A 15,028-nucleotide genomic window follows, 5' to 3' on the forward strand; every position below is an offset into this window, starting at 1 on the left:
CGCCGGATCTCGATGGGGCGGTCAGGCCCAGGCCACGTTCTCCTGGGGTGCTACGGTGCCGGAGGTTCCCGGTTCGTGGCGATAGTTGAGCGCGACGTGATCGGGCGTGACGAAGCCAAGCGCGAGGTCGCGGGAGATTGCGGCCGGGGCGCGTTCGGCGGAGTTGCCGTAGCCGGAGCCGCCGGCGAGCACGAGCTCCACCACCTGGTCGGTCCGGTGCAGCGACACCAGCTCGCCGGTGCCGCAGTCGCGCAGCACGCGTCCGTCGGTGGAGAGCACGCGCCCGCGAGCGCCGCCGCCGGCCTGGCCGCCAAACAGGCCGTCGATCGGGTTGTCGACACCTTCGGGATAGACGGAGACGAGCATCTCCAGTCCGTCCTCGTCGCGCTTGCGGAAGCGTATGACCTGGCCGAGACCGCCGCGCATCTTGCCGGCGCCGCCGCTGTCGGCACGGAACGCCTTTTCCAGCACCAGCACGGGCACGCGGCTTTCCATCAGCTCAATTGACGTGTTGGCCGCAGAGGTCGGCCACAACAGCGAGGAGTGGCCGTCACCGCGCTCGGAGCCACCCTGGCCGCCGCCGCAGAAGAGCATGTCCGAATAGAACTGCCCGTCCTTGGTCTGGCCATAGACATTCGCTGCAACCGCGAGCCCGGTGAAGGACTGCACCATTTCGGGTGAAGCCGAAGCGAGTGCTGCAAAGATGTTCGGCGCAAGATACCAGCCGGTGCGGGTACGCAGGTTCACAGCCGCCGGGTAGGTCGGGTTCAGGATCGAACCTTCTGGCGCGGTCACCGTGAACGGACGATAGCAGCCGGCATTGCCGCGCACCGCCGGCGTCAGCATGCACTTCAGCGGGTAGGTCGCATGCGCCGCCGTGTAGTTCAGCGTTGAGTTGAGACCACCCTGTGGCAGCTGCGGTGGGGCGCCGTCGAAATCGACCGTGATGCTGTCGCCTTCGACCTTGACCAGGACCGGGTAGGTGATGGTCTCGCCGAGAGGGTTGTTAGTGATGACCGAGCGATACTCGCCATCGGGCAAAGCGCGGATTGCGTCGCGCATGGCCTTTTCCGACAGACCCTGCACCACTTCGGCAAGGGCGCCGAGGTCATGCATGCCGTAGTCGTGCATGAACGCGTCGAGCCGCTCCGCGCCGAGCTTGTTGGCTGCGACGAAGGAGAAAATGTCGCCCAGCACCTGCTCGCCATTGCGGACGTTCTGGCGGATGAGCTGGATCAACGTCTCGTTGGGCCTTCCCTCCTCGAAGATCTTCATTGGCGGGATCTGCAGGCCTTCCTCGTAGATCTCGCGGGCATGCAGAGAGTCCTTGGTGCCGCCGATATCCGAGACGTGACCGACAGTGCCCATCAGGCCGACGAGCTTGCCATTGCGGAAGGCCGGTGTGACGATGGCGATGTCGAACAGGTGACCGGCGCACAGCCACGGATCGTTGGTGATCAGCACGTCGCCTGGCTTCAGCGTCTCGGCCGGGTAACGGGCCAGGAGCGCCTTGACCGCGCGCGGAAGCGTAAGGTTGAACACCGGCATGGCGCGCGGGCTGTGGGCCAGCGTCTCGCCGTCCTTGTCTAGCAGTTCGCAGGCAAAATCCTGCGCCTCAGCGATGACGAGCGAGAATGCGGTCCGACAGACAGTCAGCCACATTTCCTCGACGACGTTGACGAGGCGCGACCACATGATCTCGAGGCCGATGGGGTCGGCCTTGATGCGGGCGACTGCCTCGGCTCGCGTCATGTCGTCGGTGACGAACGCGTCGGCCGCCTTCAGCGCACCGACCTGCACGCAGAGATTCTGGCTGGCGTCGATGGTCACGCTGTCGGACGGGCCGACAACGGTGGTGGACTCGCGCTCCTCGATGATCGCGGGACCGGGAATGGTGTCGCCGCTCCGCATGGCGTAGCGGTCGTAGACGGCTGTTTCGAACTTGCCTTCATCGAACCAGCAGATGCGGTGGCCCTTGATCCGGGCTGCCGTATCGCCGCCACCGGTGGCACCGGTGAGTGAAAGCTGCGGTGTGGGGCCGGCGACGCGGACGCGGAAGTTGACGGATTCGAAGCGCGCGCCTTCGAACGGCTCTGCATAGCGGGCGGAGTAGGCGCGAACGAAGGCTTCGCGAATGGTGGGCAGGTCGGCTTCGCCGAGTGTGGTCGTGGGCAGAGGCACGCTGATGTCGTGCATCTGGCCGACGAGGCGCATGTCGGCGCTGCGCTCGACCACGATGTCGCTTGCGGCGATGCCGGAGCGCGTAAGCTGGTGGCGTCCCTCGTCTTCAAGGGTATTCAGCACGCCGTTGACAGCATCCGTGTCAAAGCCTGATTTCAGCTCGACGCGCAGCGACCGCACACCTTCGAAGGACAGGGGGGCTGCAAGGAAGCCGAGGGCAGATGCAGCGCCCGATGCTGGCGGGATCAGAACGGAGCTGATGCCCATCGCGCGCGCTACGTCTACAGCGTGCGCCGGACCCGCGCCGCCGAAACCGACCATGGAATATTCGCGCGGATCCTTGCCGCGCTCGACAAGATGCACGCGTGCGGCCGAGGCCATGCTCTCGACGACCACCTTGTGAATGCCAAGTGCTGCTTCTTCGATCGTCAGGTTCAGGGGCGCAGCCACGCGCGCAATGGCGGCACGTGCGGCCTCGAGGTCGAGCTTCATGCGACCGCCGAGGAAGAAGTTGGGATCGTAGTAGCCAAGCGTGAGATTGGCGTCGGTCACAGTCGGCTGCTTGCCGCCCATGCCGTAGCAGGCCGGGCCCGGATCGGAGCTGGCGGAATGAGGGCCGACCTTCAACAGGCCGACGTCGTCAATGGCGGCGATCGAGCCGCCGCCGGCGCCGATCTCGATCATCTCGATGACCGGAGCCTTGATCGGCAGGCCAGAGCCCTTGACGAAGCGGTGGACGCGCGCTGCTTCCATCATCGGCGAGATCTCGGCGCGGCCGTCCTCGATCATGCAGGCCTTGGCGGTGGTGCCGCCCATGTCGAAGGAAATGACGTCGGACAGGCCGGCTGCCTTGCCGAACAGTGCGGTGGCGAGGCCGCCGCCCGCCGGGCCGCTTTCCAGCAGCCGGATCGGGAAGTCGCGTGCGGTTTCCAACGACATCAGGCCGCCGGCGGAATGCATCAGCCGCAGCGCGCCCGCAAAGCCTGCGCCGCGCAGCGATTTCTCGAGCTTGGTCAGGTAGCGGTGCATCAGAGGCTGTACGAAGGCATTAGCGCAGGTGGTGACAATGCGCTGATACTCGCCCATTTCGGCCACGACCTCGCTCGACATCGAGATCGACAGTTCGGGGAAGGCAGCGCGAATGATGTCGGCGGCACGGCGCTCATGCGCCGAATTGGCGTAGGAATGTATGAAGGCGATGGCCACTGCTTCGCAGCCCTGCGCGACGAGTGCCTTGGCCGCCTGCAGCACCTGTGCTTCGTCGAGCGCGGTTTCGACCTCGCCAGAGGCGTTCATGCGCTCGTCGACCTCGAGGCGCAGGTCGCGGCTGACCATCGGATCGGGGAAGGAGACAAAGAGGTCATAGATGTCGTAGCGCTGCTCGGTTCCCATTTCGAGCAGGTCGCGGAAACCGCGCGTCGTAATGAGGCCGACTGGAGCACCCTTGCGCTCGATGACGGCGTTGGTGACCAGCGTTGTGCCGTGAACGATCTCGCTGACATCGCTGTGCTTGATGCTCTGCAGATCCAGCAGTTCCTGCAGGCCGAGAAGTGCCGCCTGGGACGGATCGTGCGGCGTGGTCAGCCGCTTGTGCAGCGTGACGGAGTGGTTCTTGCTGTCGTAGAGCACGAAGTCGGTGAAGGTTCCACCAATGTCGAACCCCACGCGCCAGCGGTTGGGCAGATCACTCATTACATGATGTCCTTTTCTTCAAATCCGGGGGGCGACGAAAGCACCGTCGCCTAGGTCCTCGGCGATGCGGGCGGCCCCTTTGGCGAGCGCAGCTATCATCTCGTCGCGGCCTTTGGTGTCCACGAGTGCGTGGGGGTAAACGATGCACAGGCTGACGGCTTCGTCGGTCCGAGGATCGGCAACTGATATTGCGATGGCGTCCACCCCGGGGGTCGCCTCCTGGCTCGAATATGCGAAGCCTAGATGCCGTACTTTTGAGAGCTGCTCGCTCAAGTCGGCCAGCGCACCGTGTCCGGCGTAGAGCGCAAGCACCTCTTCTTCGCCAAGCCGCGCCAGCAGCGATCGACCAGTGGCACTGAGATGGGCGGGCAGGCGCCGGCCGATATTGCTGACGACGCGCAGTGCGTTGGTGCCTTGGAAGTCGGCCACCGCCGTCACTTCCTTGCCGTCGCGCACGGAGATGTATCCGGTATGGCCAAAGGTGGCGCTGGCTTCGGCGACCACCTCGCTGGCGCGGCCGATCAGCAGCGAGGAGCGACGGTAGGCGGCGGCCAGGTCGAGCATCAGGCGGCCCGGACGGTGCCGGTGGCTGTCGCCGATCGTCTCCAGCATGTTCGCCTCGCGCATCGCCTTCAGCAGGCGCGACGCATTGGCCTTCGGCATGCCGAGCAGTCTCACGACGTCCGAAACCGTGAGGTCGGGACAGTCGTTGCCAAAGCACCTCAATACGTCTGCGGCATTATTCAGGACCGACATTGCTCCTCCGAGCCGTTCCATAAAATGGAACCTGAGTTCCATATAATGCAACCAATGCTCTCGTCGGGTCATTTGGTCAAGTTGAAAAATGAGCCGACTTCCCGATGTCCCCAGGCGGGCGGCGTCATCGGATCGCAAAGGCAAAGCTTCGCCGGTCCCGGCAGCGATGCAGGGATCGAGCGAATTCCTCAGATCAAGAATTTGATTTTATTGGGGGCCAATGCCCTCAGGCGGCGCCGCGTACTTCGACGAGGCGTGCGAGCAAACTGGCGCCGACCGGCAGGATCGTGTCGTCGAAAATAAATCCGGGATTGTGCAGCGGAACAGTGCCGCCATGCCCAAGATTGAAGAAAGCGCCAGGAACGACGCGTAGAAGGTCGGCCATGTCCTCCGACCCCATGGTCAGTTCGGCATTCGGCTGCGCCTTGTCGCCGACGATCTCTTGCCCGACCTCGATGAGGTTGCCCACCCGCTCCGGATCGTTTGAAAGGACATCGAAGATGTTGCGGATATCGGCCGTGATCTCGATCTCATGCGCGAGCGCAAACCCTGCGCAGAGTTTACGGATGCGCGTTTCGATCAGTTCGCCGTCGGCTTCGTCGAAATAGCGGAAGGTGCCGCGAAGGACCGCAGTTTCCGGGATGACGTTGTAGGCTGAGCCGGCATGGAACTGCGTGACCGAAACGACGGCGGGATGCGTCGGGTCGGTATTGCGCGAGACGATCTCCTGCATCTCCTTCACCAGGCCCGAGCCGATGGTGATCGGATCGCGGCTGGCCTGGGGCATGGCCCCGTGGCTGCCACGGCCATGAAGGGTAATGTCGAAGAAGCTCGCGCCGGCCTGTGCCTTGCCCGGCCGGATCGTCAGCTGGGAATGCCCCTGATAGGGCGAGTTGTGCATCCCATAGAGTTCGTCGCAGGGGAAGCGGTCGAAGAGGCCGTCGCGCAGCATGGCTCTCGCGCCGCCAAGGCCTTCCTCTGCCGGCTGGAAGATCAACACGGCGCGACCTGTGAAGTCGCGATTGCCGGCGAGATAGCGCGCGGCACCGAGCAGCATGGTTGTGTGGCCGTCGTGACCGCAGCCATGAAAGACGCCGGGGTTCTTTGACGCATAGGGCAGGTTGGTCAGCTCATCCATCGGCAGGGCGTCCATATCGGCCCGCAATCCGATGCTACGCCCTGGCCGGGTTCCTTCGATGATGCCCACCACACCGGTTCCACCGATACCGCGCTCGACAGCGACACCCCAACTTTCCAGCAATTCAGCCACTCGTTGGGAGGTACGGTGTTCTTCGAAGCCAAGTTCGGGATGCTGGTGGAAATCCTGGCGTATCGCGGTGAGATCGTCGGCGAACTGAGCAATCTGTTCAATTACAGGCATGGCGAACCGTCTTTCGTGACTTTGGCCTGTCAGTGGCACTGGCGTCTTGTGAAGGCAAGCGTTTCGTCCTAGGGCGTCGAAGACGTCGAGCGCGCAAGCTCGGTGCGCATCCTTGCCGTCGGGCTACGCGGCGAACCTGAGTCAGCTGGAAGAATGAGGAATAGATGCCCACCCAAGACACGATCGAGACGATTGCCGAGGAAGCAGTCCTGTGGCGGCGCCATCTCCACCAGCATCCCGAGCTCTTGTTCGACCTGCCTATGACGTCGACCTTCGTTGCCGATAAGCTCAGGTCGTTTGGCTGCGACGAAGTCGTCACCGGAATTGCGAAATCGGGCGTTGTCGCAGTCGTAAAGGGCAGGTTGGGCGGCCGCACCATCGGTCTGCGGGCCGATATGGATGCGCTGCCGATAACCGAGCAGACAAATCTGGCTCACGCCTCGAAAAACCTCGGCAGGATGCACGCATGCGGTCACGATGGCCACACGGCGATGCTGCTTGCTGCTGCCCGTCACTTCGCCTCCACCAAGGATTTTGCCGGAACGGTCGTGCTCATTTTCCAGCCTGCAGAGGAAGGGGGCGCCGGCGGGCGCGTGATGATCGAGGAAGGGCTTCTGGAACGCTTCGGCATCGAGGAAGTCTTCGGCATGCATAACGACCCGGGCCTGCCGATAGGTTCGTTCGCAATCCGCTCCGGGCCGATGCTGGCGGCCGCCGACCGCTTCGTTGTCACTCTACGCGGTAAGGGTGCTCATGCCGCCTCGCCGCACGAATCGCGCGACCCTGTACTGGTCAGTGCGCATCTGGTGACGGCGCTCCAGTCGATCGCCTCACGCCATGTCGATCCCTTCGATCCCGTGGTCGTATCGGTCACCTATCTCGCTGGCGGCAGTGCCGATGCACTTAACGTGATCCCGGAATCGACCGTCGTTGGCGGCACAATACGGACGATTGATCCAAAAACGCGGAAAGCGGTCGAGCAGCGTTTCCGGGATATGGTAACCAACACCGCGCGGCTGTTTGAAGCGCAAGCCGAGATCGACTGGCGACCCGGCTACCCGGTTACGGTCAACAATCCTGAGATGACGCAAGCTGCAATAGCCGCTGCCTCCAGTGTCGCCGGATCAGGTAGCGTCGACGGAAACTGTCAGTGCACGATGGGTGCGGAAGACTTTTCCTACATGCTCGAGAAGCGACCCGGGGCTATTATCTGGCTGGGTAACGGCGAGTCAGCCGGGCTTCACAATCCCGCATACGATTTCAACGACGACGCGATCATTCATGGTGTTCGCTACTGGACGACGCTCGTCAGTGACAGGCTAGCGACGCCGGCTGAGCGCTGAATGTGTGGATGCCCAGGCACAACCGACCTCACTAAGCCACGGAAGTACTGGCTAAGGTTGGGTGCAAGGACATCGAGGTCAATGCGCGCGGAACGAAGCCGCGCGTGATGCTCCTGGGCGCCCGGCGGAGCAGGCATAATGCTGTGTGCCCCGGGCTCGCTTACGTCGTGCTTGCCGAAGAGATGTAAGGTTACTTCCTAACTTCGGTCATTCCAGCATCGGTAGGCAAATGGCCGATGTTGGTTGGTTGCCGAATGGCAGCTATCCGCCGAGCTCGCCACGATAGCGGACCGACCGCTTCCGGTCCGCGGAACGTCCGCTTTGGGGACGGCGAGTCAGGTCTTCGGTCGTTCGCTTACTGGTGAGATAGACCCGGTTCCTTTTCCGGGCATTTGAAGGACTGCAGTCGCAGCATAAATTGACGTGCATAGTTCGGGTGGAAATCTCAGAGCTTATAGGCACGGCGCAGCCGATCAATGACGACCTCTCTCGTCATCGCGACCCCAAACTGCTTCGGCGTGAAATCGTCCTGCCCGGCAAGAGCGTCAACGAACGCTTGCATATCGGCCTTGATCGTCTCGGGCAGGTCGAACGTCGCCGCCGCGCTTAGGAGCTGCAACAGACGCGCAACATCGTTGCGGTGCTTCTTCACGTCCTTTTCGTCGACCTTCTCGCCCTCCGCACGACGGCGGCTGAGATCGACCCTGGCACGCGCCTTGAAGGGGATGCCTCGACAAAGGCCATGAACGTTTCGGAGAACGCCGGGTCGAGCGCCTCGACGATGAGGACAATATCGAGATCCTTGGTCGCGCGGAAATCGAGACCGACTTCCTCCATGATCAACTCGCATGCCGCGTCGCCGATCAGCACATACTGGTGCTCATGGCCGGAAAAATGCGCGCGAAAGCGGTCGACGCCAGCTACCATCCAAAGGGCTCCAAAAGGTAATCGGCTGCCTGTGCGACTCGTTCGTTCGCGTCATGCCGTGTGCTCAGATAGAGCGAAAGTCGGTCGGCAACCTCGTTGTCGGTGAGGACCTGAGGATCATAGGCCCATGTCTGGATCTCGATCCGACGTTCGTCATAGGCCCAGGCAGGTTCCAATCCGTGTTGCCGTGCCATCCGCTTCCAAGCGGCTGCCGGCGCTGCACGGCATTCGATTCGCGGTTCGGTGAGCATCGTATATTGAGCTAGGGCGCTTTCGCCCGCCAACACCGCCTCGTTCAAGGGTAGCTCGCCCGTGACAGAGCGAATCTTGCGCACCGGCGATTGCAAGCGCCCCTCGACCGCGCGCCAGAGGTCGCCGCCACCAAAGCGCAGGCTCAGGCGCCGCTGCCGGCCGACGCGGTGCGGCCGCGCCAGTTCGAGTGCCTCCAGTTCGTCGAACGCCCGGCTCATGCTCATGATCGCGACCTTGTAGCGCTCGGCGAGCTGGGTCAGGCTTGCATCGTTCACTTCGTGCCCAAGCAGGGCGGCAAGAATCACCACTTGTGAGGTTGGGGACATGTGCTCGGGCGATGGTCCCAGCTCGCTGGAATAGGTTTCTCGCAGGTCCACAAACGCTTCAGGCACATAGAATTGCGCCCCCGGAGAAATAAACGCGACGCGCTTTTCCACGAGGCGCCGACGCAATGCCGCTGGTACGCTTTCGAGCAACAGCACGAACAGGCGGGCATCGATATGGCGCCGCATCTGGTCCCGATGCTTCAGGAACTCGTCAACGCCGCCAATGGCACCGCTTTGCGGAACTATGAATACGGCCGGGCCGTCGAGCAGCTCCCCGCGCCACATGCTATAGCGGTCATACAGAAAGTGCGGGTGTCCGAGCGGCTTGATGGGATCGAGAAGGAGGTGCGCCCCGAAGGCCTCGCGTGCATAGGTTTCCGTCGCGCTCGCAAGCGCACGCAATCGCATGTCTGGAAACTCGTCTAACATCACGCGATCTATTTAACAGCAGTGGAGTTAAATATCCACTTTAATGTTAGATAACGTGGGTTGCCGCCAGCTTGGCTAAGATCTGCCGCTCTAGTTCATAGGCTTCGGCCGCGTTCCAGGATATTTGCAACCTAGCGGGAGGCAGCAACAACAACGCTGGCCACCATCACGCCGCCGGCCGCACGGTATCCAGAACGGGAAATCGTTCTCTAGCCCAAGCCTCACAGCACCAATGACAGGGTCGGGGTCATGAGCTGCGCAGCAGAAACTGCGCTGTGAACCTTCGAGGCATAGAAACTCGCAGTCGAATAGACCAATGGCAGAATTGGGTCGGTAGTTGCCGCTAGCAACCTCGAAGCGGACACGTTCACCATTCAGCACCTTCGCCTTCGGAAAATCGACTGGAACTTCAGCAGTACTCGCCCAATGCGAGCCTCGCGTTACCTTCCTACTCGGCCATTGCAGTGCTTGGCCCTATTGTTCACGAACCTTACTCTGCAGACAATATGACAGCGCCATGGCCTTACACAGCGAGCTGCGGGACGGCTGCGAGCAGCATCTTCGTGTAGGCGTGGACAGGTTCATCAAACAGTGTGCTCACCTCCGCCTCTTCGACGATCTCACCGCGCCGCATCACCACGACCCGGTCACAAAGGTGGCGGACTACGGACAAGTCATGGCTGATGAACAGCAGCGTCAGGTTCAGGCTGCGCCGCAGCGTAATCAACAGGTTGATAACCTGCGCCTGGATTGAAACGTCGAGCGAGGCCACCGGCTCGTCACAGACAATCAGTTCGGGCTGCATGGCCAGCGCGCGGGCAATGGCGATGCGCTGGCGCTGTCCACCGGAGAACTGGTGCGGGTAGCGGTCAGCAAGCGCAGGGTCGAGCGCCACAGCCTTCAGCCAGCGGTTCACATAGGCGCGTGCTTCGGCGCGGGTACACAGGCCGTGCGCGATCGGACCTTCGGCCATGGATTGGAAGATCGTACGGCGTGGATCCAACGAGGCGTAGGGATCCTGGAAGATCATCTGCACATTCGTGCCGAGCTTGCTGCCATAGGCGCGCACCGCACGCCCGTTGACACGCACGACGCCATTGGTCGGGCTATACATGCCGCAGACGATGCGGCCGAGCGTCGACTTGCCGGAACCGGATTCGCCCACCAGACCAAGCACTTCGCCGCGTGCGATAGTCAAATTTGCGCCGATGACCGCGTGCACGACCGGCAACGGCCTAGCGAGCCCCAGCCGCTCTGCCAGACGGAAGCGGCCCACTGGTTGTTGGAAGATCATGTCGACATTGTCGACCTGCACGAACGACTCATCCGATCCGAAGGGCTCGACGGTTGCGGGCGCGGTTGTAGTCGGCGCCTCTATTGGCCCTGCCGCCTCGGTCGTGGTCGAGTTCAGCAACTGGCCGGGCTTGGCGCGCGACGGCAGCGCGTCGAGAAGTTCGCGCGTATAAGCGTGTTGCGGTGCGCCGAGCACCTGATCCATCGGCCCGGACTCGACGATGCGGCCATGGCGCATGACAGCGACTTTCTGCGAGATCGACGAAACGACTGCCAGATCGTGGCTGATCCAGATCATCGAGATGCCGAGCTCGGCAACGAGCGCCTTGATCTCCTTCAAGATGTCGGCCTGCACCGATACGTCGAGCGCGGTCGTCGGTTCGTCGGCGATTACTAGCTTCGGGTTGTGCAGCAGCGCGATTGCGATGGCGACGCGCTGGCGCATGCCGCCGGAGAACTGATGCGGATACTGGTCGACCTTATGCTCCGGGTCGACGATGCGCACCCTTGCCAGCGCTTCGATGGCGCGTCGCCTGACCTCGGCGTCAGAGGCCTTGTCATGGGCGCGGATCGCCATGCCGATCTGGTCGATGATTTTCAACACCGGGTTGAGGGTCATCATCGGGTCCTGGAAGACCATCGAGATTTCGCGACCGCGGATCTTGCGCAGCTCCGCCTGCGGCAGGCCGACCAGCTCTCGTCCATTGAGCCGGATGGAGCTGCCGTCCTGTATCTTGCCCGGCTGATCGATCAGCCCGATGATGGAAAAGCCGGTGATCGATTTGCCGGAACCGGACTCGCCCACCAGCCCCATGATCTCGCCCTTGGCGAGCGAAAAGGAAATGCCGTCGACCGACTTCACCACACCACGCTCGGTGTGGAAATAGGTCTTCAGATTGTCGACCTGGAGCAGTTCGGTCATTTGCGCAGCCTCGGGTTCAGCTGGTCGCGGACCTGATCGCCCACGAGGTTGATCGCCATGATGAGGATGATCAGGGCCAGGCCGGGATAGATCGCGATCCAGTAGCGGCCGGAGAGCAGATACTGAAAACCGTTGGCGATCAGCATGCCTAGTGACGGTTCGGTCGGCGGCAGGCCGACACCGAGGAAGGACAGGGTTGCCTCAAGCGAAATGGCGGAAGCGACCTGAACCGTGGCCACCACAATCAGCGGCGGCAGCGAATTCGGCAATATGTGTCGAGTGACCACGAACCAGCCGCTCATCGGTACCGACAGCGCCGCCTGGACATAGTCCTTTTGCCGTTCTGCCGCGGCCGCGCCATGGGCGGTGCGCACGAAATAGGCGTATTGGGCGAAGACCAGAGCCAGGATCAACTGGGCTTTGCCCTGGCCGAGCAGTGCTGCGATGACAAAAGCCAGTAGGATCGCTGGGAAGGAAAGCTGGACGTCCACGAGCCGCATGACCAGGGTTTCGGTACGGCCCCCGACATAGGCTGCGGAACAACCGACGATCGCCCCGATGACGAAGGCGATCGCGCCGGCGATCAGCCCCATCTCGAGCGAGATGCGCAGGCCGTAGATGATCGCCGACAAAAGGTCACGGCCCTGGCTGTCGGTGCCCAGAAGGTAGTGCATGCCGGTAGCGCCGACATGGCCCGGCGCCTTGCGCGCGTCGCGCAGCACCAGGGATTTCAGGTCGTAGGGATCCTGCGGCACGACCAGTGGCGCAAAGATCGCGAGCAGCGCGATGACGACGACCACGAGCAAGGCGACGACCGCCACCTTGTTGCGGGAGAAGATGCGCCAGAATTCGCGCAGCGCCGATGGCGCGACGGGGGCTGTGTTGACCTGCGGCTGGACGGTGGACATGTCAACGCCCCTTGTGACGCAGGCGTGGATCGATGACCGCATAGGCCAGATCGACGCTCAGGTTGATGACCACGAACAGGACGGAGACCATCATCAGGTAGGTCACCATCACCGGCCGATCGAGCGAGGCGATGCTGTCGATGATCAGCTTGCCTAGCCCCGGCCAGCTGAAGATCGTTTCGGTCACCAGCGCGAAGGCGAGCGTCGAGCCGAGCTCGAGGCCAAAGACCGTGACCAGCGGGATGGAGATCAGCTTCAGGACATGGCGGCGCAGGATAGTGCGCTCAGGGATGCCGGCGGCGCGCGCGAACTTGATGGTGTCCAGCATCATCACCTCGCGCGTTCCCGCCGCAGCAAGCCGGCACATCATCGACATCTTGAACAGCGACAGGTTGATGACGGGCAACAGCAGATGCGCCCAGCCATCACGCGTCAGGAAGGAGAACGGGATGCCGAACAGTTCGGCAGTCTGGCCGCGGCCGCCAGCTGGTAATGCGCCGAACTGCACCGCAAAGACCATGATGAGCATCAGTCCGATCCAGAAGGTCGGGACCGAAAAGCCGAGGATCGAGCCGGCCATGATGACCTTCGACGCCAGACTGTCAGGCCGGTAGCCGGCATAGATGCCGAGTGGCACGCCGACGACCGTCGCCAAAAGGACCGCGATGATGGCAAGCTCGAGGGTGGCTGGAAGCCGCTGCAGGATCAGTTCGCCTACCGGCATGTTGAACACGAAGGAGCGGCCGAAATCGCCGCTCAGCATGTTGCCGACAAAGTCGGCATATTGTTTCCACAGCGGCTGGTTGAGCCCGTATTCCTCGATCACGCGCTGCCTTATCTCCTGCGTCGCGTCGGGCGAAATCAGTACATCGATAGGGTTGCCGATGACAAAGACGCCGACGAAGACGAGGATCGACATGACGATGAGTACGATCAGCGCCTGTGCCAGCCTGCGAAGAACGAAGCTGGTCATCTGAACGCCTTCCGGGCCGTGGGTCGAAAATACATGACGGGCCGCCTCTTCTGTCGCCGCTTGGCGCACCGAGCCCAAAGGCTAAACGATGCGTTGATCCAGTATTCAGAGCGTCCTTTTGCGTCCTTGCGGACGCAAGGCGCGCCTTAGTGCCAGTCGTGCTCGATTTCGTGCCGGGTCTCTTCGACGCCGACCTGCCAGATCGCCATCATGTCGGCGTCCGGCCGCTGGAATACGCCGTGATAATTACCTTCGCCGATGCGCTCGCGCTTGCGGCCGGCATCGACGCGTGCGGACGCGGCGAAGTCGATACGCGCCTTTTTGAAGTTCGGGATCGGTGCGCCTTCCAGCCGGGTCCAGGGGAAGTTCTCCATCCAGCTGGCATGGCTGGCGGCAGGGTCGATCTCGACCACTTTCCCCATCGTCTTGGGCGCGCGCCACCAGTCGTGGAGCTTGACCGAGGTGTCGCGGTGGCTGTTCATCCACTCTGACAGCAAGGGGTTGATTGGCGTGTTTCCGCCATGGCCATTGACGATCAATATGCGGCGGAAGCCCGACCGATAGATGCTTTCCAAAATGTCTTCGATGACGTTGATGTAGGTCCGCAAGGACAGCGTGATCGTGCCGGGGAAATCGGCAAAGCCTGAGGCCATGCCATAGGGCAGGCAGGGGAACACCGGCACGCCGAGCGGCTCGGCTGCCTCTACCGAAATGCGCTCCGCCAAGATCATGTCGGTCGCCAGGCTGAGATAGGCGTGCTGCTCGATCGAGCCGATCGGCAGGACGCAGCGGTCGTCCTCTTTGGCTCTCGCCTCGACCATCGCCCAATGCATGTCTTGAATGCGCATTCTCGTCTCTCCGTGTGCCATCGCCAGCGTGGATGGCAAGCCGCTTCGCCTGCTTTTGGCGATCCTGTCCCCCGCCAAAGCTGAAGCGGCCCTATATCAAACAAGTTCCATTAGGAACAAAAAATCGCGGTTGACGCAACATTATTTTACGATACGGTTCCGATTGGAACTAATTGGAGGGAGGGGGAGATGGATCAGTCGCTGCACCCAGCCTTGTATGAGGCACGCGCTGGCCGGACGAAGTCCGAGCTGGCAGATCTTTCGCCGGACGATCCGCTGTTTCCCAAGCTCTGGGAAAACCCTTGCTGGTTTTCGTTCCGGCTGAATTTCCTGGCCTTGCAGTTCAACACCCCAGTCTATGGCCGCATCCAGCAGCAGCTGGGTCTTCTCAGGCCTGAATTCGTGGTGCTGTGGTCGCTCTATCTGAGCGACAAGCTGACCCTGACCGAGGTCGTCCGCTCCTCCGGCTTTCCCAAGAACACGCTCAGCCGCGCCGTCAACAAGCTGGCGACGCTCGGCATGATCGACCGCGAAACCGATCTCGCCGACCTACGGCGCGCCACCTTGCTCCTGACGCCAAAGGGGCGCGCGGCGGTGATGGAGGTGGAGCAGCTGATGATCAACCAAGAACGCATGATGCTGGAAAAGCTGTCGCCGGCGGAGCGGCTCAGCCTGTCCGAAATTCTCACCAAACTCGTCGTGGCCTCGGAAGGTTGGCCGCGCGAGATCGAAGATGATGCGGAAAGCTCTGGCAGCCAGCTGACGTAGCGTCCGTCCGATTTCAAGCAAAGACCATG

The 15,028-nt window shown here is 62.3% G+C and carries 12 protein-coding genes and 1 pseudogene; 2 read left to right on the plus strand and 11 right to left on the minus strand.

Annotated elements, in window-relative coordinates; all coding sequences use genetic code 11:
• Positions 1–21: 21 nt before the first annotated feature.
• The 3 genes from AC1DLV_RS21340 to AC1DLV_RS21350 form a co-directional block, all read right to left on the minus strand.
• Positions 22–3,873, minus strand: coding sequence for a hydantoinase B/oxoprolinase family protein (locus tag AC1DLV_RS21340; protein ID WP_476801921.1), 3,852 nt, complete (start codon positions 3,871–3,873; stop codon positions 22–24).
• Positions 3,874–3,891: 18 nt separating this feature from the next.
• The gene (locus AC1DLV_RS21345) at positions 3,892–4,629 is read right to left on the minus strand and encodes an IclR family transcriptional regulator (RefSeq protein ID WP_476801920.1); all 738 of its coding nucleotides are present in this window, start codon (positions 4,627–4,629) and stop codon (positions 3,892–3,894) included.
• Positions 4,630–4,855: 226 nt separating this feature from the next.
• On the minus strand, positions 4,856–6,010 hold the full coding sequence (locus tag AC1DLV_RS21350; protein WP_476801919.1) for a M20 aminoacylase family protein: 1,155 nt from the start codon (positions 6,008–6,010) through the stop codon (positions 4,856–4,858).
• Between the two features lie 164 nt (positions 6,011–6,174).
• Between AC1DLV_RS21350 and AC1DLV_RS21355 the strand changes: the two genes are divergently transcribed.
• Positions 6,175–7,353 carry a M20 aminoacylase family protein gene (locus tag AC1DLV_RS21355; protein ID WP_476801918.1) on the plus strand — a complete coding sequence of 393 codons (1,179 nt, stop codon included), beginning with the start codon at positions 6,175–6,177 and terminating at the stop codon, positions 7,351–7,353.
• Between the two features lie 445 nt (positions 7,354–7,798).
• Here the strand turns inward: AC1DLV_RS21355 and AC1DLV_RS21360 are convergent, their stop codons facing one another.
• The 8 genes and pseudogenes from AC1DLV_RS21360 to AC1DLV_RS21395 form a co-directional block, all read right to left on the minus strand.
• Entirely contained in the window at positions 7,799–8,005 is a 207-nt protein-coding gene (locus AC1DLV_RS21360; protein ID WP_476801917.1) for a hypothetical protein, read from the minus strand.
• Positions 8,002–8,280, minus strand: a complete 279-nt coding sequence (locus AC1DLV_RS21365; protein WP_476801916.1) for a hypothetical protein — start codon at positions 8,278–8,280, stop codon at positions 8,002–8,004. Before AC1DLV_RS21365 ends, AC1DLV_RS21360 begins: the two co-directional genes overlap by 4 nt.
• Positions 8,274–9,287, minus strand: coding sequence for a hypothetical protein (locus AC1DLV_RS21370; protein ID WP_476801915.1), 1,014 nt, complete (start codon positions 9,285–9,287; stop codon positions 8,274–8,276). Before AC1DLV_RS21370 ends, AC1DLV_RS21365 begins: the two co-directional genes overlap by 7 nt.
• 195 nt (positions 9,288–9,482) lie before the next feature.
• Positions 9,483–9,605: pseudogene (locus tag AC1DLV_RS21375) on the minus strand (exonuclease); the annotation flags it as partial.
• A gap of 205 nt (positions 9,606–9,810) precedes the next feature.
• On the minus strand, positions 9,811–11,502 hold the full coding sequence (locus tag AC1DLV_RS21380) for a dipeptide ABC transporter ATP-binding protein (RefSeq protein WP_476801914.1): 1,692 nt from the start codon (positions 11,500–11,502) through the stop codon (positions 9,811–9,813).
• A complete protein-coding gene (locus AC1DLV_RS21385; RefSeq protein ID WP_476801913.1) occupies positions 11,499–12,410 on the minus strand; it encodes an ABC transporter permease in 912 nt (303 codons plus the stop codon). The genes AC1DLV_RS21380 and AC1DLV_RS21385 overlap by 4 nt, the downstream gene beginning before the upstream one ends.
• Position 12,411: 1 nt before the next feature.
• Positions 12,412–13,383, minus strand: coding sequence for an ABC transporter permease (locus AC1DLV_RS21390; RefSeq protein ID WP_476801912.1), 972 nt, complete (start codon positions 13,381–13,383; stop codon positions 12,412–12,414).
• Between the two features lie 146 nt (positions 13,384–13,529).
• The gene (locus AC1DLV_RS21395) at positions 13,530–14,231 is read right to left on the minus strand and encodes a creatininase family protein (protein ID WP_476801911.1); all 702 of its coding nucleotides are present in this window, start codon (positions 14,229–14,231) and stop codon (positions 13,530–13,532) included.
• A gap of 189 nt (positions 14,232–14,420) precedes the next feature.
• Between AC1DLV_RS21395 and AC1DLV_RS21400 the strand changes: the two genes are divergently transcribed.
• Positions 14,421–14,999 (plus strand): MarR family winged helix-turn-helix transcriptional regulator, encoded by a 579-nt coding sequence (locus AC1DLV_RS21400; RefSeq protein WP_476801910.1) that lies wholly within the window; start codon positions 14,421–14,423, stop codon positions 14,997–14,999.
• The last annotated feature ends 29 nt before the right edge of the window (positions 15,000–15,028 follow it).

This window comes from Aminobacter sp. 01T433 (genome assembly GCF_056398585.1).